Raw genomic sequence first — 20,129 nt, 5'->3', positions numbered from 1 at the left:
CGATCCCATCCCGAACTCGGCCGTCAAACGCTTCCGCGCCAATGGTACTCTGTCTCAAGACATGGGAGAGTAGGTCGCTGCCAGGCCTGCAAATCACAATAAGTGCCTTCTGAACCGAATGCAAAACAACCAGTTTGATCCTGGCATGTATGCGCTACCGGTGAATTCCGGGAAGTTTTCCCCCTAAAATCTGTTTATGTACGCTGCAAGGGCCGCCCGGACGAATGTGTCTTGCTGGTGTTCAAGGCAGGCCTCAGCAAATTCCGCACGCAGACGGGCGCAGAGATCCGCTGTAGCGGGAATGTCGCTTATCTGACCAACGCCCTGGCCTGCCGACCATATCGTTTTCCAGACACGCGCTTCATCATTGAGATCAAGCTGGCCATGCGGTGGCAGCTTATCGGGATCGAGGCCGGCATTGATGATGCTTTGGCGCAAAAAGCTGCCGTAAACGCCAGAAATATTAGGCGTGCAGATGATATCCGCAGCGCGGGCGGCGAGGATCATGTGCTTTTGCGCCTCTGAAATCATGGCTTCTTTTGTCGCCAGAAACCGGGTGCCCATGTAGGCGAGATCCGCGCCCATCATCCGTGCGGCAGCAATATCGCGGCCTGTGCTGAGTGCACCCGCCAGAACGAGCGTACCGGAGAAGAACGAGCGGATTTCGCCGAGCAGCGCAAACGGGCTCATGTGTCCGGCATGTCCGCCGGCGCCTGCGCATACGGCAATCAAGCCGTCCACGCCGGCATCAGCGGCCTTTTCCGCATGGCGGCGGTTGATGACATCGTGAAAGACCAGTCCGCCATAGGAATGTACGGCTTCGACAACATCCCGCACCGCGCCGAGTGAAGTGATCACCAGCGGAACCCTGTGCCGGACAACGAGTTCAAGGTCGGCTGTGAGGCGATTGTTGGATTTGTGGACGATGATATTTACCCCGAAGGGCGCTGCGCTTGCGGTTTCCGAAAGCCGAGTCGTGATTTCATCGAGCCAGCGGGCAAAGCCTGAACCGGTGCGTTGGTTGAGTGCGGGGAAGGTGCCGATCATGCCGGAACGGCATACTTCCACAACCAGCTCCGGCCCTGAGGCAAGAAACATCGGAGCGGCAATGGCAGGCAGCAGCAGCTTGTCCTGAAGGCTTTGCGGCAGGCTCATTGCGTCCGTTCCCCTTTGCCTGTTGCTGCTGAACGATGCGCCGGGGATCAGCCGGGCCGGAAGGATAATAGCCCCGGCGCCGACGTGTTGGAAATGCAGTTGGAAGATAATCCGCTATTATTTTGTCCCGCGCGATGCGTCTTCAATCAGGCATCGGATGGCAGTTCTTCCTGATATTGGCTGGCTGAGCGGGAAAAGTAAACGCTGCGCTTCTCCTCGGAGTCGATTACCGCTGCCCGGATGCGCAGGAGATCCTTGCGCGATACGAGGCCGACGAGTTTCAGACTGGCGCGGTCGAGAATAGGAACGCGGCCCATATCTGCCGCAACCATTCTGTCCGCGAGCTGGGCAACCTGTTCATCGGCATATCCCACCACAAGCGACGTATCTGACGCTCTGTCGAACAGGGTTTCGCTGCCGTGGGTCTGTTCGGCGCTCCACCGCAGGACATCGGCTCGCGCGACCATGCCGACGGTTGTGCCCGCCTGATCAAGGATGGGATAGGATTTATGACGCGGCGCATTCCGGGAGAAGAATTGCACCGCCTCGTCGATGCGCATGTCAGCGGGAAGCGTATCGACAGTCTTGACCATGACCTCTTCCACACGCGTCAGCTGGAATGGATCGATGCTGTATTCCCGGACGACATGCTGGCCGCGGCGGGCGATTTTTTCGGTGAGGATGGAGCGTTTGAGCAACAGAACCGTCAGGGCATAGGCTGCGCCCGTGGCTGCGAGAAGCGGGGCAAGCAGAGCAAAATCTCCGGTCAGTTCAATAGCGAACAATATTCCGGTGAGCGGCGCCCGCATGGTGCCGCCCATCATCGCCGCCATGCCCAGCAGCGACCAGATTCCCGCGTCGCCCGGCAGAAATTGTCCCTCAAGCCAGCCCAGACATCCGCCGAATATCAGCAGCGGCGCAAGCACGCCGCCGGACGTGCCGGAGGCAAGGGCGACAATCCAGATCAGCGATTTGACCAGCAGGATCGTCACTGTTCCCGACAGGCTGAGTTGGTTTGTCAGGAGATCGCCGATGACATCATATCCCACGCCCAGCGCTCTGGGCTCGATCAGTCCGCCGATGCCCACCGCGAGGCCGCCCATGGCGGGCCACCACATCCAATGAACGGGCAATTCGCTGAACAGGTCTTCCATGCGGTAAAGCAGCAGGGTCAGAAGGCCCGATTGCAAGCCCGCAACAATGCCGACGCCTATACATACGAGCAGCCCCCACCACGGCAATTCGAGGTGGCCGGCAAAGGGAAACAGCGGCCCCACGCCGAAAAGGCTCGGCCGCCATGTCGCGGCTATGAGGCAGGCCGTCAGCACAGGAATCAGGCTGCGCGGCTTCCATTCAAACAAAAGCAGTTCGACGGCGAGCATGACTGCCGCGATCGGCGTTCCGAAAATGGCCGTCATGCCGGCGGAAGCGCCCGCCACCAGCAAGGTTTTGCGCTCCGCCGCGCTCAGGCTGAAGCATTGAGCGAATAACGAACCTATGGCGCCGCCGGTCATGATGATCGGTCCTTCGGCGCCGAAAGGTCCGCCGGTGCCGATCGAAATGGCCGAGGAAAGCGGCTTCAGTAGCGCAACCTTGGGCTGAAGCCGGCTTTCGCCGATCAGGATCGCTTCAATTGCCTCCGGAATACCGTGGCCGCGGATTTTTTCGGAGCCATAGCGGGCCATCAGGCCGATAGCCAGCCCGCCAAGCACCGGCGCCAGAACCACCCAGAGACTGGGATGCACATGCGCCAGAGAGATGCTCTTTGTGCTGAACTGCTGAAACCAGACAAGGTTTGTCGTCAGGGCAATCGCCTTGAGCAATATCCAGGCCGCCGCCGCGCTGCCTGTGCCGACCACCACAGCCATTGCAGTGAGGACGAGGACGCGGCGATCGGTTGTGAAATCGCCGATGCGCGGCAGCGGATCCGATGGCAGAGAATGAGGCATTTGCACCTTTCAGGCGTTGGAGAATTGAGCGCTATTTATATCGTAATACGATACAAATCAAGAAAGGCCAGCCGAATTTACATATTTTCAGTCAGGGCGAGGTAAGGGAACTGTTTCTCTACTGCCGTTGCAGCGGCTTCCTCCTATTGCGCGCCGCTCATGTCGAAAGACGAGAAAAGAGGAAACAATCAGTCGGGGCGTTCCGGGCCCGCGCCCGGTCGCGGGCACAGGGCAAAGACGTGGAGGCGCTGAGTCATCGTCTGGCGCCGATGCCCGAACATCTCAATCTGGCGCGCCAGTGCCGAAATCCGTCTGGCCGCGAATAATGCCGTATGATTATGTCTGACCAGACCGAACGGCTTATTTCTTTTCAGCCGTGTCCGTCGACATTCCCAAAATCGCATAAAGCGGGCAGAAGTTGAAAATGGCGGTTGCCAGCGGAATGATGCCGATCCAGCCAACGAAATTCCAGCCCGTATGCTGAAATCCGACCGGTATGGCGTAAGCGATCAGAATAAGTCCGACGATGATGCGGATGATACGATCAGTTGATCCGATGTTTTTATTCATGCTGACCTCCGTGCGAGAGGACGTGTGCAATTTCGCCAATTTAAAATTGATCAGACGTCTTCACTCTATCGATGATGAGCATAAAGCGTTCTTTCACGCCTGCTCTCTCATTTGGACGACTTCTTCTTCCTCTTCATCATTGCAAAACAAATTATAGAGGAAATTTATGGTCTTTTCCACTTTGTCATTCGCCAGCGAATAGAAGATCGTCTGCGATTCGCGGCGTGTCTTGACGAGATTGTCCTCGCGCAGGCGGGCAAGATGCTGCGACAGGGCGGACTGGCTCAGGCCAAGCTTGCTCTGAATCGGCATGACGGACAGCTCGCCTTTGGAAAGCTCGCAAAGGATCATCAATCGATGCCGGTTGCCGATGGCTTTGAGAAACGCCTCTGCTTCTGCGGCCTTGAGGTTCAGTTTTTCCAAATTCATGTGACTTAACGTAGTAATGGCGTCGGCGGCCGTCAATGAAAACCTTGGATGAGCGTGAATCTCATCCTCGATTGTTATGTCAGGCGACGAGCAGCAACACAAGCCCTCACTTTGGGTTTGCGGTGCTGCCGGTCTGATGGGTTCGCTTGGGCCTGACTTGCGCATCTCTCTGGCTCAATCCGGCGTTTTAAGCCGCTGCACACCGATAGCTTTTGTGAGGATACGCTCATAGACGGGCTCGCTGGAGCCGACGCGGATCTTGCGCAGGAAATATTTTTCAAAGGCAAGCTTGGCGAGATGCACCCAATATCCCTTGCTCGACCAATTGACGTTACGCGGCGGAATCTGCGGCAGGGCGACGAAGGCAATTCCGTTGTTGCCAAAATCAGCGAGGCAGATGGCGTTCCAGGTTGCCTCGTGGCTTGGCTCCTTGCCGGCGAGCAGTTCATCGATGTTGCAGGCGACCGCCGCGACCATGGATTCAATCATGTAGCCGGTTTTCGGCACACCCACTGGAACGGGGGTCGCCTCATAGGGCGGAATGGCCGTGCAGACGCCCACTGCGAAAATGTTGCGGTATTTGGGATTGCGCTGATGTTTGTCGATCAGCACGAAGCCGCGCGGATTGGTCAGACCTTCGATCCATTTGCCATCTTCGCCGCGCAGGCAATCGACGCCGCGGAAGGCGGGGAGGAACATCGAAAATTTGGATGGCAGTTTGTGGGTTTTCTTCACCGAGCCGTCGTCATTGACCTCGGTTATCTCGACACCGTCGGGGCTTATCCGGTCAACCTTGGCATTGGTGATCCATTTTATGTCGCGGTCGCGGAAGAGCGATTCCAGCATGCCCTTGGTGTCGCCGACGCCGCCAAGGCCCAGATGCCCGATATAGGGCTCGGACGTGACGAAGGTGATCGGCACGCGATTGCGGATCTTGCGTTTGCGCAGATCCGTGACCGCAGTCAGCGCATATTCATAGGCGGGGCCGAAGCAGGATGCGCCCTGCACGGCGCCGACCACCATCGGGCCGGGGTTCTGGCAGAAGGCTTCCCAGTCGTCCCGCGTGCCGGCGGCGTGGCTCACTTCGCAGATCGAATGCGAGTGCTGATGCGGCCCAAGGCCCTCGATTTCGTCAAAGGCGAGCCTGGGGCCGGTGGCTATGACGAGATAGTCGTAATTGACGCTGGTGCCGTCGCCCAGTTCGAGCCTGTTGTTGTCCGGATCGACGCGTTTGACGCCGGCGGACGAGAAGCCGATGCCGAGCTTGCCGAAAGTGGTGGGCAGATGCACCTGAACGTCCTGCGGCTTGCGCCAGCCAACCGCGACCCAGGGGTTGGAGGGGACGAAGCTGAAATATTCCGTGTTTGAAACCACGAGAATTTCGGCCGAATTTCCCAGCCGTTCTTTCAGTTCGAATGCCATGGGGCAGCCGCCAATTCCGGCGCCAATGATCACAATCTTGTTCATTTTCCCCTCCGCGATTGATCTATGTGGTTTTTTGATCGTCAGATGCGTGTCATGAATGGCGGGCTTATTTGAAAGCGGCGCCCGGACGGACCCCCAGCTTCTTGAAAATGCTGGCGGCCGGGCAGAAGCCCGTGAAGGAGGACTGAATCAGATTCAGGGCTATGAATAACGTAAACAGCCAGAACAGGGGATGAACGAAATAGGTCAGGGCGAGGCTGAGCAAAATCATGAACCCGGCGAACCTCATGACGGCACGATCGATGCACATTTGTTTATCCTTTCATAAATTAGATGTTGCTAAATTAAATATAAGAAATATATTTGTCAACAGAAATTGGAGAATCGTTATGCGTCCTTCGCTGTTGCTTCTGAGCGGTCTCCTGTGCGTGACGAGCGCCAGGGCGGCTGACCTGTTGACTGTTCATGTTTCTTCCGTCGCCGACCAGAAGGCGGTCATTGCCACGGTCGAGCCGGTGCGCCAGCTGGTCGCCCGGGCGCGCATCGGCGGCACGATCACCGCGCTCGACATCAGGGAGGGCGATCTCGTCACCGGAGGGCAGGAAGTGGCCCGCGTCACCGATCCCAAACTGCAGCTGCAGATGCAGGCGCTGGATGCGCGCATCCAGTCCCTGCAGGCGCAGCGCGACCTCGCCAAGACTGAATTTGACCGCATTTCCGAATTGCAGAAGCGCGGCGTGAGCAGCACCACCCAGCTCGATCAGGCACGCACCACGCTGGATGTGGCCGAGCGCAGCCTTCAGGCCATGAATTCCGACCGCGGCGTATTGGAGCAGCAGGCTGCCGAAGGCGCTGTGCTGGCCCCCGGTGCGGGGCGGGTGCTAAACGTGCCCGTTTCGGAGGGGCGGGTCGTCATGCCGGGCGAGACCATCGCAACGCTGGCCGAGGACAAATATATCTTGCGGTTGCAATTGCCGGAGCGCCATGCCCGTTTCCTGCGTGCGGGCGATACGGTCGAGATCGCCGCGCGCGGTCTGGCGCAGAACCAGCCGGGCGACCTGCGCGAGGGCAAGGTTCGTCTCGTCTATCCTGAAATTCAGGGCGGACGGGTGATCGCCGATGTCGATGTCAGCGGTCTGGGCGATTATTTTGTCGGTGAGCGCACCCGCGTCTATGTCAACACCGGAGAGCGGCAGACCATCATCGTGCCGCAGGATTATGTGTTCCGGCGCGCAGGCATCAATTATGTCCGTCTTGCCAATGGCACGGATGTCGTGGTCCAGCCGGGCGAAACACGGCGCGAGGGCGTTGAGATTCTTGCCGGTCTGAAAGACGGCGATCAGTTGGTGAAGCCATGAGCCAGACGCCTTCTTCTCCTGAAAGCGGCAACGTCAAGCTAGGCCTTTCGGGTGTGCTGACGCGCACCTTCATCCGCTCGCCGCTGACGCCCCTGCTGCTGATTGCCGCCATGATTGCCGGCCTGCTGGCTGTCATGTCCCTGCCGCGCGAGGAAGAGCCGCAGATTTCGGTACCGCTGGTTGATATCATTGTGCAGGCCAATGGCTACAAGGCGCAGGGCGCGGTTGAACTTGTCACCCGCCCGCTCGAGGATCTGGTGCGCAGCATCAATGGCGTCGAGCATGTCTATTCGCAGACGCAGGACGATCAGGTGGTGGTGACAGCGCGGTTTTTTGTCGGAACAGACGAAGATACCGCCGTGTTGCGCGTCCATGAAAAAATCCGCGCCAATATTGTCGATCTGCCCAAGGGCATTCCCGAACCGCTCATCGTCGGGCGCGGCATCAACGATGTGGCGATAATGACGCTCACACTGTCGGCGGATCCGAAACAATCCGCCAGCTGGACGCCGAACGGCCTGTATCAGGTCGCCGAGGAATTGCAGCATGAACTGTCAAAGGTCGACAATATCGGCAGCACCTATATTGTCGGCGGCGATCCGAACCAAATCCGCGTCGAGCCCGATCCGGAGCGTCTGTCGCTGTATGGTGTCACGCTCAATCAGCTGATCGACAAGCTCACCAACGCCAACCGCTCGTTCATCGTCGGCGCGTTCCGCGATAATGGCAAATCCGTGCCGGTGCTGGCCGGGCAGACGCTGCAGGGCGTGCCCGATATCGGCCAGTTGCTGCTCACCACGCGCGATGGCCGCCCTGTCTATGTCAAGGATGTGGCGGACGTGGTTGTGGGGGCGGCAGAGCCCGAGCACCGCGCTTTCATGATGACACGCGCCGCCGATGGCAGCCTTGTTTCACGACCGGCCGTCACGCTGGCGCTGGCCAAGCGCAAGGGCGCGAATGCCGTCGTTGTTTCGGATGAAATCCTCAAGCGGCTCGACGAGGTCAGGGGGCGCATCGTCCCGCCAGCGCTGCAGCTTGACGTCACCCGTAATTACGGCGAAACGGCCAATGAAAAGGCCAATGAGCTGCTGTTCCATCTGGCGCTGGCCACGGTTTCGATCGTGGTTCTGATCACCATGACGATCGGCTGGCGCGAAGGCGTCGTGGTGATGATCATCATCCCGACGACGATCCTGATCACGCTGTTTGCCTCCTGGCTGATGGGTTACACCATCAACCGCGTCAGTCTTTTCGCGCTGATCTTCTCCATCGGCATTCTGGTCGACGACGCTATTGTCGTGGTCGAGAATATCGTCAGGCACTGGCACATGCGCGGCGCGCGCGGTCTGGTGGAAACGGCGGTGGAGGCCGTGGCCGAGGTCGGCAATCCGACCATTGTGGCCACGCTCACCATTGTTGCCGCCTTGCTGCCGATGATGTTCGTGTCCGGGCTGATGGGCCCGTATATGAGTCCGATTCCAGCCAATGCCTCGATGGCGATGCTGTTCTCGTTCTTTATCGCCGTCACGATAACGCCCTGGCTGCTGCTGAAAATCGCACGCCGTCGCTTCGAGCAGGCCGGATCGGGCGGGCATGATCATGCCGAGATCGGCGCCATGGGCCGCTTCTATATGCGTATCGCCCGCCCGCTGCTGACCGGGCGCGCCCGCTCGAAAGTGTTTCTGCTTGTCGTGGGCGCGGCGACGCTGGCGGTCTGCGTGCTTTTCGCCACGAAGGATGTGCGCGTCAAATTGCTGCCCTTCGACAATAAATCCGAAATGCAGGTGGTGGTTGATCTGCCCGAAGGCTCCTCGCTGGAGGATACGGGCCGGGTATTGCAGGCCGCAGCCGAGCGCCTCAAGGATCTGCCGGAACTGGTTTCTATCCAGTCCTATGCGGGGACGGCGGCGCCCTACAATTTCAACGGACTGGTGCGCCATTATTACATGCGTGAAAAGCCGGAACTGGGCGATCTGAGCATTAATCTCACGCCGAAGGGCGAGCGCAGCCGCGCCAGTCACGCCATTGCGCTGGATATCCGCCAGCGGCTGGCCGATCTGCCGGTGCCGCCGCATACTTCGATCAAGGTGGTTGAAGCGCCTCCGGGCCCGCCGGTTCTGGCAACTCTGCTTGCTGAAATATACGGCCCGGATGCCGCAAGCCGCAGGGCACTCGCCACCAAGGTGAAGCAGGCTTTTGCATCGAACGATTTTATTGTCGATGTCGATGACAGTTTTGGCGTGCCGTCCGAACGGCTGCGTTTTGAACTGGATCAGGAAGCGCTGGAATTCCATGGCGTGCAGGAACAGGCGGTTTACGACACGATCGCGGCGCTGGTCGGCGGTGTCAATGTCGGCTATTCGCAGCGCGGCAACGGCCTGAAGCCCGTCTCGATCCGTGTCGGCCTGCCGCGCGACGCCATGACGCTGAGCGAAAAGCTGCTGTCCACGCCGCTGCCTGCGGGCGGCTCCGTGCGGCAGGGCGCGAATGTCGAACTGGGCGATGTCGTCAAGATCAGGCGTGAGCAGGCGTCCTATCCCATTTTCCGGCATAATGGCCGCTATGCCGAAATGGTGACCGCCGAAGTGGCGGGCAAATTTGAGGCTCCGATCTACGGCATGCTGGCGGTGGACAATGCCATCGCCAAAATGGACTGGGGCAAGGACGGCCCGCCAAAAATCCTGTTCCATGGCCAGCCGCTCAATGATTCCGAGCGCGCCCTGCTGTGGGACGGCGAATGGGAAGTCACTTATGTCACCTTCCGCGACATGGGCGCAGCCTTCATGGTGGCGATCCTGGGCATATATCTGCTGGTGGTGGGGCAGTTCGGCTCGTTCAAGCTGCCGCTGGTGATCCTCGTGCCGGTGCCGCTGACGCTGATCGGCATCGTGCTGGGCCATTGGCTGCTGGGCGCGGCCTTCACCGCGACATCCATGATCGGCTTTATCGCGCTGGCGGGCATCATCGTGCGCAATTCGATCCTGCTGGTGGATTTCATCCGCCACAGGCAGGGGCATGGGCTGCCGATACGTCAGGTGCTGCTCGAAGCGGGGGCCACACGGTTCAAGCCGATATTTCTCACGGCAGCGGCGGCTGTGATCGGCGCGGCCTTCATTCTGGCGGATCCGATTTTTCAGGGTCTCGCCATATCGATGGTGTTCGGCCTCATATCCTCGACGGCGCTGACCTTGCTTGTCATTCCGGCCATTTACATCTGGCTGCGCGACGATGGCCGGCCCTTGCCGGATGAGGAGCGCTGATTCGCACCCTCGGGTGTAATGCGCCGCACGGCCGCACTCTCCCCCAAGCCGGCCTTGGGGGAGAGTTTTTTGTGGCTATTCATGTGGATCAAACGGCTGAAGACCTGACCGGCTGGTAAAAGCCTCTTGCCGGGCGCGCCGTTCCTTGATCCAATCGTTAACCATAGTGTGATAGATGGTTGATATCGGGAGAAGGCGGAGGCAGCAGCCATATGTCGGTGCATAAAGGTCATGAGCACGGCGACGGAGGTCACGCCCATGGGCGGACCAACGGTCGTTTCTTCGATCCGAAGGTGGATCAGCTTGCCCATGATGAGTCATTCTTCAGGCAGTTCATGGGAATGGCGCGGGCGTTCTGGGTTTCTCGGCAATGCGGGAAACTTCTGGTGATCGGCGTTGGCATTGTCGCCGTGGTAAGTGCGACCGCTTACGGCCAGATCAGGCTGAATGCTTGGAACCAGCCTTTTTATGACGCCCTCGCCGGTAAGGATATGCCGGAATTCCTGCATCAGATTCTGGTGTTCGGCATGATTGCCGGGGCGCTGCTTGTGCTCAACGTGGTTCAGCTCTGGCTGCGCGAGACGGCCAAGATCACATTGCGCGAGGGCCTTGTTTACGACCTGACCCGCGAATGGCTGATCCCCATGCGTGCTTTCCGCATGACAACGGCGGGTGAAATCGGCGCCAATCCCGATCAGCGCATTCATGAGGATGCCCGCCACCTGACGGAGCTGACTGCGGAGCTTGGCATCGGCCTGCTGCAGTCGACGCTGTTGCTGGCCAGTTTTATCGGCGTCTTATGGGTTCTCTCGCGTACGGTGACTGTGCCTTTGGGCGAATTCAGCTTCGTGATGCATGGCTATATGGTGTGGACGGCGCTGCTCTATGCGGGGACGGCGTCATTTCTGAGCTGGCTTGTCGGGCGGCCGCTGATCGACCTTAACGCCAAGCGCTATGCCCGAGAAGCGGAACTGCGGTTTGCGCTGGTGCGTGTCAGCGAGGAAATCAGCGGTATTGCGCTTTATGGCGGCGAAGGAGACGAAAGGCAGCGTCTCAATGAAATATTCGGCAGCGTCATCGAGGCGTCGAAGCGCGTGGTGACCTGCCTGACGCGGCTGACATGGGTCACCGCCGGATATGGCTGGTTTACCATTGTCGCGCCGATCTTTGTGGCTGCGCCCATCTATTTCCGCGGCCAGATGACCCTTGGCGAACTGATGACCATTGTCGGCGCGTTCAATCAGGTTCAGCAGGCCCTGCGCTGGTTTGTCGATAATTTTTCCGTGATCGCCGACTGGCGCGCGACCTTGCTGCGTGTGGCGACCTTCCGCACCGTCGTGCGCGCCATGGACAGCGTGGGCGAGGAACTGGGCAGCATCGTCGTCGAGGAGGGGGATGGCTCGCGTCTGCAGATGGATGAGCTGCATATAGCCGGGCGCGCAACCTGCGTGATGCTCAGCGACACGCATTGCACCATAGAAGCCGGCGAACGCGTGCTGATCTCAAGCGAGGTCGGTTCGGAAAAGATCATGCTGTTTCAGGCGCTTGCCGGACTCTGGCCCTGGGGACAGGGGCGCATCCACCGGCCGCCGCGCGAAAGCATGATGTTCATGCCCGAGCGGGCCTATGTGCCGCCGGGCACTTTGCGCGCGGCCATCACCTATCCGCATTCGACCATGCTGTATGACGACGCGCAGGTCTCGAAAGCCCTGACGGCGGTGGGGCTGGAGCGCTTCGCTTCGCAATTGCACCGCTCTGACCGGTGGGACAAACTGCTGAACGAAGATGAGAAACAGTGCCTCGCCTTTGCGCGTGTGTTGTTGCAGCAGCCGAAGTGGGTGATCATGGACGATGCTTTCGAACCGCTTGATCCGGTATCCCGCAGACGCATCGAAGCCATTTTCATGCGTGATCTGCCGGATGTCACGGTGATCAGCATCGGCCATGCCAAGCTGCCCGGCAGCTTCTTCAGCCGTTCGCTGCATATTGTGGCAGATTCGCTCGGGCCGGTCTTCCGTCCGGCGAGCCGCCACCGCGGCGCACATTGGACTCATGCCCGCGCCGCCATGCCGGGTTGAGGGAGAAAGCCAGACCATGACCCACCATCCAGATGCCGGCGTCCGGCCGCGATTCACACCGGAGCAGGGGGATGAGGCGCTGCTTGATTATGTGCAGCGCCAGACTTTCCGTTATTTCTGGGATGGCGCGCATCCCGTCAGCGGCCTTGCCCGCGACAAGATTCATATCGCCGAAGCCCCGCAGGATGATCTTGTGACCAGCGGCGGCTCCGGCTTCGGCATTATGGCGATTATCGTTGCCTGTTCGCGCGGCTGGATCACCCGCGATCAGGCTTTGACGCGTCTCGAGATGATGCTCGCCTGTCTCATCAAGGCGCCGTGCTATCATGGCATGTTCGCACATTTCATGAATGGTGCGACCGGCGCAACCATTCCCTTCAGCCGCAAGGATGATGGCGGCGATCTGGTGGAATCCTCGTTTCTGTTTCAGGGGCTGCTATGCGCGCGCGCCTATTTCGATCAGGAGAATGCGCGCGAAAAATGGCTGCGCGACACCATCAGCTGGCTGTGGAACGATGCCGAATGGAACTGGTTCACGCGGGACGGGCGCAAAATACTGACCTGGCACTGGAGTCCCAATAACGGTTTCGGGCTTGATCACGATATCCGCGGCTGGAACGAATGCCTCATCACCTATGTGCTGGCCGCGGCTTCTCCGCGCTTTCCGATCAGCATGGAGGTTTATCGCGACGGCTGGGCAGAATCCCGCGTGTTCAGCAACGGGCGTCACTATGAGGGGCTGGAACTGCCGCTCGGCCCGGAATTTGGCGGGCCGCTGTTCTTCGCGCATTTTTCCTTTCTGGGTCTTGATCCGCGCGGATTGCGCGATGCCTATGCCGATTACTGGCGGCAGAATGTGCATCACACCCTGATCCATTATCTCTATTGCTGCCGAAATCCGCATGGCTACAAAGGCTACGGGCCGGGAAGCTGGGGGCTTTCGGCCAGCGAGAGCGTGAACGGCTATAGCGCGCATACGCCGGACAATGATCTGGGCGTCATCAGCCCCTCGGCGGCGCTGTCCAGTTTTCCATATGCGCCGAAGGAAGCCATGGCGGCGCTGCGGCATTATTATGATGCGCTGGGAGACAAGATCTGGGGGCCCTATGGCTTTGTCGACGGGTTCAGCGAACAGCATGACTGGGCCTCGCCCCATTCGCTGGCGATCAGTCAGGGGCCAATCGTCGTCATGATGGAAAATTACCGCAGCGGCCTGTTGTGGAACCTGTTCATGGGTATTCCGGAAATTCAGGCCGGATTGCGCAAACTCGGCTTTCAGAGCCCGCATTTTGACGGATAGCGCAGGTTTTTGCGGTGCCGCCGCTGTCGATGCGCGGCGGGCGCGACCGCGTTTGGTTCTTCCGGATTTTCGTCCTTCGACGGGCTCAGAACAAAGCGGTGGGCGCTCAGTTGTCCGCGCGTCCGGGCCAGATGAGGCGCAGGCCGGCAAAAGCCTCCGGCAGGCAGGGTTTCTTCAGCCGCTGGCCATAGCGGCGCCTGAGGCCAAAGGCATGCTGCACCAGCATGTTGATGTAAAGGCCCGGCCCACTTGAATAAATGCGCCAGCCGCCATCTACCGCGATGCTCTGGTTCCGGACGCGGTCCCACTCCGCGCTGGCGGCTAAGCGATCAGGGAAAGCGGCGTCGCTGCTGGAAAAATAGGTGTTGCGCTGGCGCAGGCTGGCATTATCCATCCGCTCGGTCACGGCAATGGGATTGACCGCGAGCAGACCGCTCCACATGCTTTCCGCCCGGCCCATATCGGCCATGGCCTCGCAATAGCGCAGGTGCGAATGCACATACATCAGGCCGATTTCCCGCCCGAAAAATGCAGCCGATTCGGCGCGGCGGAACAGGGTTTCTATGCCGCCGTGATAGGCGATGGGTTTATCCATCAGCCGCGCGCCATCCGCAAAGACCAGATATTCGTCGATCAGCGCAGCGTGACGCTCCGCCTGTTCCGGCGTGAACAGCCCGCCGGTGATGCCTTGAATCATCGGCAGCAGAGAATAGGATACGCCTGTGATCGTATCATCGGGATGCAGCAGCAGGGTATCGATTTTGCCCTGCGGCGAAAGCACGCCATAGCCTGCGATTATCCCGTCGCGGATAAGGTGCCGGTTGACATCGGCACGCATCTCCCCGGCAAATTTTGTAAGATCGTCGGCGGCCCCGGTCTGGTCCCGCTGGTGCAACAGGGCGGCGTACCGGTTAAGTTGCTGGTAGAGCAGGGCCACTGTCCAGCTGCTGACCATCAGATCGCGTTGCGCCGGGTTGACGGGCTGGAGCGAGTCGTTCCAGTCGCCGTTGCCATAGCGCACCAGCGCTGTTCCGGGCAGGCATTGCCCGCGCAAAGCTGCAATGAGTCTGGAGACGTGCTCATATATGCTGGATGTATGGCTGGTTGTGGCGAAAGTGTCTTCCCGCCGCCAGGGAATCTGCTCATTGAGAAAGGCAAAATCGCCGGTTGTCTCGAGATAATCGCACAGCGCTTTCAGCGGCCAGATGATCACATCGCCATGGGCGTGCTTATCCTGAATGAAGCTGTAGGGCTCCAGCATGAACCATTGCGGCCAGTCGCTGCTGTGCTCATATTGCTGGGCGAACAGGATACGCAATATGTCTTTGACGAGCGCGTCATGCTCCAGCGACAGCAGCAGCTCCACCGGGCCCTGACAGACATCGCGCGTGCCCCAGGCGGCGCCGGTATATTGCTCCAGCCCGTGCGGAATGGTCAGATGCACCATGGCATTGTGCACCAGCCAGGGCAGCAGTGTATCCATGGCCTCGGCCCCGGAATCCGGCGGCCCGCTGATGCGGATGCCGCGCGTGAGCTTGCGCCACCAGTCAACGGAAGTTTGGCGTAATTCAGCCATAGGAACCGCGCGTTCATAGCGGCTGGCAAGAGCTCCGGCTGCATCCGTATCCGTCAGCGAACCGGTGACGGAAAAAACGAAGTCATGCGTCGCCTTGGTGCGAAGGGCGACTCGGGGGCCATTGCGCAAGTGAGCGTCGGCATGAAGAAGCTCATCGCCGCCCAGCGTGTCGAGCGCGTCCGGCGTTGCGCAGGTCAGGTGAAACGCGGCGTTCGGATAGGCCTTGCCCCAGAGATCATCGGCCGCGAACTGGAAGCCGATCCGTGCCTGAGCGGGGGCATATGTCACGCGTCCGGCGCTGGCATATTCGCGCTCGCCCATGACGACATGGCCGAATATGAGAAAGCGGCATGGCGCACCCTCGACCTCGATCCGCCATTGCACGGCGGCGTCAAGGCCGGATACGACTGCCTGAATGGTGATCAGCGCAGATGGTGTCCGGTAAAGCCAGCGGCAGGCGTCCGGCGCCATGTCGAAGGCGGTGGGAATGGTGAGAAGCTGCCAGCCTGCACCCTGATCGGTGAGAATGCGCAGGCCGCTGCCGCGCGTGATGTTATAAGGATCGCGCGAGATCGAAAACAGCTGATGGAACGATGTGTTGCCGAGGCTGATCTGCGCACCAAAAATGCCGTGCATCCATGTGGTGATGCTGAATGTGCGCTCGCTCGGCAGCATATCTTCGCCGGAGCGCATCAGCAGGCCATGGCGGCGCGCAACCAGCCGCTCTTTCTGCGCCAGCACGACATGAGACGCACAGACCTCATCCGGCACAAAGAAGGAGAGCAACTTGCCCTCATTATCGTGTTCCTCATGGGTGCGCGCAGGAAAGAGGCGGTCAAGTTCGCCGGGTGAAAACGCGGATGCGCGCAGCGCGGGGGCCGCTTGCACCAGCGAGACAACAGCAGGACGCCAGCTTTGCGCAGGCTCCATCCACGCGCTCTCGGGCGAAGGCGCGCTGATCATGGCGATATCGCCCTCGCCGGAGGCGGCGGGATGATCCGCCAGAAAGCAGCCTGCGAAGGTCCAGTGGGCGGAGCCGCCGGGCGGCAGGGCGACGGGCTTGCTCTGCAGCGCGGCGCAGGCGCTTTCAAACTGCAGCTTCTGTGAGGGCAGCGATGTTCCGAAAGGCAGGCTCAGACCGTCCGCGTCGCGGTGGGCCGGGCCGAGCACCTGCCGCAGGTCGGTGGCAAATGCGGCGGTCCCATCCGCGCAGGCATGGGCAACCCAGGGAAACCCGCCGTTCTGGCGTAGATTCTGACGGTTCATCAGCACTGTGCCGAATTGCGGGTGCGACGCGATATGATGGTCCAGATATTGGCTGGCATAAGCCTCGTTGCCCATGACGAAATTGGGCTCGCCGAGGCCGATATCAGCAATCAGGACAGCATCGCAGGCAAGCGGGGACGGCCCGCTGTTGCGGATGTCCAGCCGCCATATCCAGCGATCTTCCGAGGGATGCAGCCAGAGGCTGACGACATGTTCCAGTCCGTCCCGACTGCCGCGCCAATGCAGGCCGTGGGCGCTCATGCCCAGTTCTCCGCCCGCAGCGGGGGACAGCAGCGGGATGTTGCGGGGCGCATCGCCGCCGACGCGCAGGACGATCTCGGTCATGCCGGGCGCGACCGGCGAGCCCAGCGTCTGGTTGATCATAATGCGGGCTTCGCCGCGCGCATGTTCCATCGCGAAAATCGCGCCATTGTCCCAGCGGCCGATTTCAAGGCCGCTCCCGTTGCAGATGCGTTCTATCGCAAGCTCGCTCCGGCGTGGGAGTGTGGATATACGATCCTTTGGTGGCGCCATTGTGTCCTCGCGCGCTGGCCGGCAACATATCCGATGAACGAACCGGCAGGGCCGCAGCCCAAATCAGCATGATGATAGGGTGTGGGGCAAATGGCGCGCAATGCCGATGGAGAGAATAATTGTCGCCATGCGCATGAATCTTACGCCGGACAGTTCGGGCGTCGGCAATTAAAAAAGCTTTGCAAGTCTTGTGTCTGATGTCTCAATGATGATTACGCGCGTGGCAGGGGACAATGCCGCGCGCTGGCGACGGGTTCAGGTGGCGGATGACGGATCAGAGCGTGACGAACGACCCTCCGGCAGAGGCTGCTGAAGACCAGCCTTTGCCTCCGCCTGCCGCGCCGCTGTCGTGGATCGGCCCCGGGCTTATTACCGGCGTCGCCGATGACGATCCCAGCGGCATCGCCACTTATGCGCAGGCGGGTGCGCAATTTGGCCTCAACATGCTCTGGACAATGCCGCTTGCCTATCCGCTGATGGCCGCCATCCAGCTGATGGTTGCGCGCCTTGGCCGCGTGACGGGGCGGGGGCTGGCGGCCAATATCCGGACCGCCTTCCCGCCTGTCGTGCTCAAAGGTGTGGTTGTGCTGCTGCTGTTTGCCAATATCCTCAATATAGCGGCGGACGTGGCAGCCATGGGGGAAGCCGCACAGATGGTGAGCGGTATCAACCGCCACCTCATGACGGTGTTTTTCGTTGGTCTTTCGCTCCTCCTGCAGATATTTGTGCCCTATCACCGTTATGTGCATTTTCTGAAATGGCTGGCGCTTTCGCTGCTCGCCTATGCTGCGGTGCTGTTCACGGTGCGGATCGACTGGGGCGAAGTTGCTCTGCGCACGGTCTGGCCGCAGTTTTCCGCAAGCTCCGACGCCGCCATGATGGTGGTGGGCATATTCGGCACGACCATCAGCCCCTATCTTTTCTTCTGGCAGGCCTCCGAAGAAGTGGAGGACATGATGCGCAGCGGCAATGCGCCGCCGCTGGCTCAGAGCGCGCTTGGCGCTGAAACTGAACTCAGCCGCATTTCATGGGATACATGGACCGGCATGTTCTATTCCGATGCGACGGCCTATTTCATCATGCTGGCCACAGCCGTGACACTCCATGCAACGGGTGTCACCGATATTGAAACGGCGGCGCAGGCGGCAGGCGCGCTCAGGCCGCTGGCGGGGCATTTCGCCTTTTTGCTGTTTGCCGTCGGTATCATTGGCGTGGGGCTTATCGGCGTGCCCGTGCTGGCCGGTTCGGGTGCCTATGCCATGTGCGAGGCGATGGGCTGGACATGGGGGCTGGAGCGCCCGGCGCGGCAGGCTCCCGGCTTTTACGGCGTCATTGCGCTCAGCATGATCGGCGGGCTGATCATTCAATATTTGCCGGTGAATCCGATGAAGGCGCTGGTATGGAGCGCCGTCATCAACGGCATTGTCGCCGTGCCGCTGATGGTGGTCATCATCCTGCTGGTGTCGCGGCGCGCGGTTATGGGCGCCTATGTCGTCAGCAGGCCGGTTCAGGTGCTCGGCTGGATCGGCGCGCTGGTCATGGGCGCGGCCTCTGTGCGGATGTTCCTGCCCTGAGCCTTTTGCTGCACATCATGCGCCGCCCGCTTCAGAAGACATCGTAGCCTTGTGATCCGGCGACAGCGCCGGCAATGGTGATGAAGGCAAAAAACAGCAAAATCTGATGCAGGCGCGTCACCTTACGCAGTGTATCTTCCGGGTTTTCCCGGGCTCTGGCCTCGAAGCGGGCGTGCAGCAGAGGCTCGGCGACAAAGATCATCGCCATGAAGATGAGCCACAGGCCGAACATGGCGCTCATCCACCAATAATGCCCATCCCGGAACCGCGACCACAGATCGGCGCGCCAGGTCATCCACAAGCCGCTGGCGCCGGCCAGCGGAATGCTGAAGCGCACCTGCCGCGAAAACAGCCGCTCGGCTGTTGCAAATGTGGCAAGGCTGTTCTCTCGCGCCAGATTTTGCCGTGTCTGCGGCAGAACGATCAATGTGACGAAGGCCAGTCCGCCGATCCAGTGCACAAGGCTCAGAACATGAATGACGCGGGCGAGAACGAGATCCGTCATGGCATCTCCGGAGCAGGCCGGCGCAGGGCGGGCAGGCGCGCCAGCGCCGCGAGCAGGTCTGTCTGGGTGATGAACCCCTTCACTCTGCGGTCTTCATCGACGATGACAATGGCCCGTATCGAGGCGTCGGTCAGGGAATCAAGCTGGGCGAGGGCGGATTCGGTTTCGGCGGCGACGGGCGCGGGGATCATCACATCGCCGACATGCGTGCCATCCGTCATCAGTTCGCGCAGGCCGACAACGCCCACCAGCCGCTCGTCATCGTCGAGCACCGGCAATGATTTGATATTATGTTCAAGCAACAGGCGCTGCGCCGATCTGACTCCGGTGCCGGGCCGCGTGGTGATCACATCCCGCGACATGATGTCGGCGCAGGTCATTTCGGGGTGAGCGCGCGCCAGCGCGTTGAGTTCAACCTTGCGCAGCAACTGGTCGATGTCGTCCCGGTCGATATCAAGCGTTTCGCCAAGTTCCGCCAGCGCGGCGTCCACATCCTGCGCGGCGAAGCCCACACGCATTTCTGGCGGCAGGTCGCGGGTATAATGGGTGTTCTTCGGCATATGGGCGGGCCGGTGCGGATAGGAATGTCCTGAAATCCGGTGAAACAGCCACCCCGCTGCCACCAGAAGGACGGAATTGAGTCCCACGGGAACAAGGGCAAATTTATAGGGCAGCGGGCCGTTGCTCAAGCCGATAAGGGCGGTGAGCAGCGCCGCTGCGCCGCCGGGCGGGTGCAGCGAGCGCGTCATCGACATAGCGGCGATGGCAAGGCCGACGGCGAGCCCGACCACAAGCACGGGCGTCTGCACCCAATGCGTGACGCCGATGCCGATCAGAGCCGAAATGACATTGCCGCCAACAATCGACCAGGGCTGCGCCAGCGGACTGGCCGGAACAGCGAACAGCAGCACGGCAGAGGCGCCCATTGGCGCAACCAGCAAGGGCACGCTGACGCTTTGCCCGACAGCAAGATCAGAGATGAGAGCCGACAAGGCAATGCCGGCAAGCGCGCCCAGACAAGCGCCCAGCCTGTCGCGCACCGTCGCACCCGGCAGCGAAAAATTGAACAATGAAAATATAGGTTTGCCCGGAAATTGTCTTTCCGGGCCTGATGATGGCGACATGTATGTCTCGACTATGCGGTCTTGAT

15 protein-coding genes and 1 rRNA gene are annotated in these 20,129 nt (G+C 60.4%); 7 read left to right on the top strand and 9 right to left on the bottom strand.

Annotation, left to right across the window (positions count from 1 at the left end):
- Nucleotides 1-86: ribosomal RNA gene (rrf, locus tag AC0N03_RS07850) — 5S ribosomal RNA — on the top strand; the annotation flags it as partial.
- Between the two features lie 97 nt (nucleotides 87-183).
- On the opposite strand, the gene AC0N03_RS07845 is transcribed toward rrf, so the two are convergent.
- Nucleotides 184-1,155 carry an NAD(P)H-dependent flavin oxidoreductase gene (locus tag AC0N03_RS07845; RefSeq protein WP_474288102.1) on the bottom strand — a complete coding sequence of 324 codons (972 nt, stop codon included), beginning with the start codon at nucleotides 1,153-1,155 and terminating at the stop codon, nucleotides 184-186.
- 146 nt (nucleotides 1,156-1,301) lie between these two features.
- Nucleotides 1,302-3,104, bottom strand: a complete 1,803-nt coding sequence (locus AC0N03_RS07840) for a chloride channel protein (protein WP_474288101.1) — start codon at nucleotides 3,102-3,104, stop codon at nucleotides 1,302-1,304.
- Here AC0N03_RS07840 and AC0N03_RS07835 point away from each other — a divergent pair.
- Complete coding sequence (locus AC0N03_RS07835; protein ID WP_474288100.1) at nucleotides 3,086-3,430, top strand: hypothetical protein; 345 nt, start codon at nucleotides 3,086-3,088, stop codon at nucleotides 3,428-3,430. The two genes, AC0N03_RS07840 and AC0N03_RS07835, sit on opposite strands and share 19 nt — an antisense overlap.
- 34 nt (nucleotides 3,431-3,464) lie before the next feature.
- Here AC0N03_RS07835 and AC0N03_RS07830 read toward each other — a convergent pair whose 3' ends face one another.
- The 4 genes from AC0N03_RS07830 to AC0N03_RS07815 all read right to left on the bottom strand — a co-directional run bounded on the left by AC0N03_RS07830 (nucleotide 3,465) and on the right by AC0N03_RS07815 (nucleotide 5,838).
- Nucleotides 3,465-3,674 carry a YgaP family membrane protein gene (locus AC0N03_RS07830; RefSeq protein ID WP_474288099.1) on the bottom strand — a complete coding sequence of 70 codons (210 nt, stop codon included), beginning with the start codon at nucleotides 3,672-3,674 and terminating at the stop codon, nucleotides 3,465-3,467.
- Nucleotides 3,675-3,767: 93 nt separating this feature from the next.
- A complete protein-coding gene (locus AC0N03_RS07825) occupies nucleotides 3,768-4,268 on the bottom strand; it encodes an ArsR/SmtB family transcription factor (RefSeq protein ID WP_474288097.1) in 501 nt (166 codons plus the stop codon).
- Nucleotides 4,269-4,277: 9 nt separating this feature from the next.
- The gene (locus AC0N03_RS07820) at nucleotides 4,278-5,570 is read right to left on the bottom strand and encodes an NAD(P)/FAD-dependent oxidoreductase (RefSeq protein WP_474288095.1); all 1,293 of its coding nucleotides are present in this window, start codon (nucleotides 5,568-5,570) and stop codon (nucleotides 4,278-4,280) included.
- Between the two features lie 64 nt (nucleotides 5,571-5,634).
- Nucleotides 5,635-5,838 carry a YgaP family membrane protein gene (locus AC0N03_RS07815; RefSeq protein ID WP_474288094.1) on the bottom strand — a complete coding sequence of 68 codons (204 nt, stop codon included), beginning with the start codon at nucleotides 5,836-5,838 and terminating at the stop codon, nucleotides 5,635-5,637.
- A gap of 79 nt (nucleotides 5,839-5,917) precedes the next feature.
- Here AC0N03_RS07815 and AC0N03_RS07810 point away from each other — a divergent pair, with 79 nt between their 5' ends.
- The 4 genes from AC0N03_RS07810 to AC0N03_RS07795 all read left to right on the top strand — a co-directional run bounded on the left by AC0N03_RS07810 (nucleotide 5,918) and on the right by AC0N03_RS07795 (nucleotide 13,524).
- Complete coding sequence (locus AC0N03_RS07810; RefSeq protein WP_474288093.1) at nucleotides 5,918-6,886, top strand: efflux RND transporter periplasmic adaptor subunit; 969 nt, start codon at nucleotides 5,918-5,920, stop codon at nucleotides 6,884-6,886.
- Nucleotides 6,883-10,146: an efflux RND transporter permease subunit gene (locus tag AC0N03_RS07805; protein WP_474288091.1), complete on the top strand. Its 3,264-nt coding sequence runs from the start codon at nucleotides 6,883-6,885 to the stop codon at nucleotides 10,144-10,146. The genes AC0N03_RS07810 and AC0N03_RS07805 overlap by 4 nt, the downstream gene beginning before the upstream one ends.
- A gap of 212 nt (nucleotides 10,147-10,358) precedes the next feature.
- Nucleotides 10,359-12,224 carry an ABC transporter ATP-binding protein/permease gene (locus tag AC0N03_RS07800; RefSeq protein ID WP_474288090.1) on the top strand — a complete coding sequence of 622 codons (1,866 nt, stop codon included), beginning with the start codon at nucleotides 10,359-10,361 and terminating at the stop codon, nucleotides 12,222-12,224.
- 16 nt (nucleotides 12,225-12,240) lie between these two features.
- Nucleotides 12,241-13,524, top strand: a complete 1,284-nt coding sequence (locus tag AC0N03_RS07795) for a glucoamylase family protein (RefSeq protein ID WP_474288089.1) — start codon at nucleotides 12,241-12,243, stop codon at nucleotides 13,522-13,524.
- 106 nt (nucleotides 13,525-13,630) lie between these two features.
- On the opposite strand, the gene AC0N03_RS07790 is transcribed toward AC0N03_RS07795, so the two are convergent.
- On the bottom strand, nucleotides 13,631-16,900 hold the full coding sequence (locus tag AC0N03_RS07790; protein WP_474288088.1) for a GH36-type glycosyl hydrolase domain-containing protein: 3,270 nt from the start codon (nucleotides 16,898-16,900) through the stop codon (nucleotides 13,631-13,633).
- 281 nt (nucleotides 16,901-17,181) lie between these two features.
- On the opposite strand from AC0N03_RS07790, the gene AC0N03_RS07785 reads away from it, so the two are divergent.
- Entirely contained in the window at nucleotides 17,182-18,474 is a 1,293-nt protein-coding gene (locus AC0N03_RS07785) for an NRAMP family divalent metal transporter (RefSeq protein ID WP_474288087.1), read from the top strand.
- Nucleotides 18,475-18,505: 31 nt separating this feature from the next.
- On the opposite strand, the gene AC0N03_RS07780 is transcribed toward AC0N03_RS07785, so the two are convergent.
- Together AC0N03_RS07780 and AC0N03_RS07775 are read right to left on the bottom strand one after the other, a co-directional pair.
- Nucleotides 18,506-18,979, bottom strand: coding sequence for a hypothetical protein (locus AC0N03_RS07780; RefSeq protein WP_474288086.1), 474 nt, complete (start codon nucleotides 18,977-18,979; stop codon nucleotides 18,506-18,508).
- Nucleotides 18,976-20,103 (bottom strand): HPP family protein, encoded by a 1,128-nt coding sequence (locus tag AC0N03_RS07775; protein ID WP_474288084.1) that lies wholly within the window; start codon nucleotides 20,101-20,103, stop codon nucleotides 18,976-18,978. The genes AC0N03_RS07780 and AC0N03_RS07775 overlap by 4 nt, the downstream gene beginning before the upstream one ends.
- Between the last annotated feature and the right edge of the window lie 26 nt (nucleotides 20,104-20,129).

This window comes from Methylocystis sp. sgz306128, from assembly GCF_056032725.1.
The sequence above is the reverse complement of the archived record's forward strand: the minus strand, read 5'-3'. Positions and strand labels throughout refer to the sequence as shown.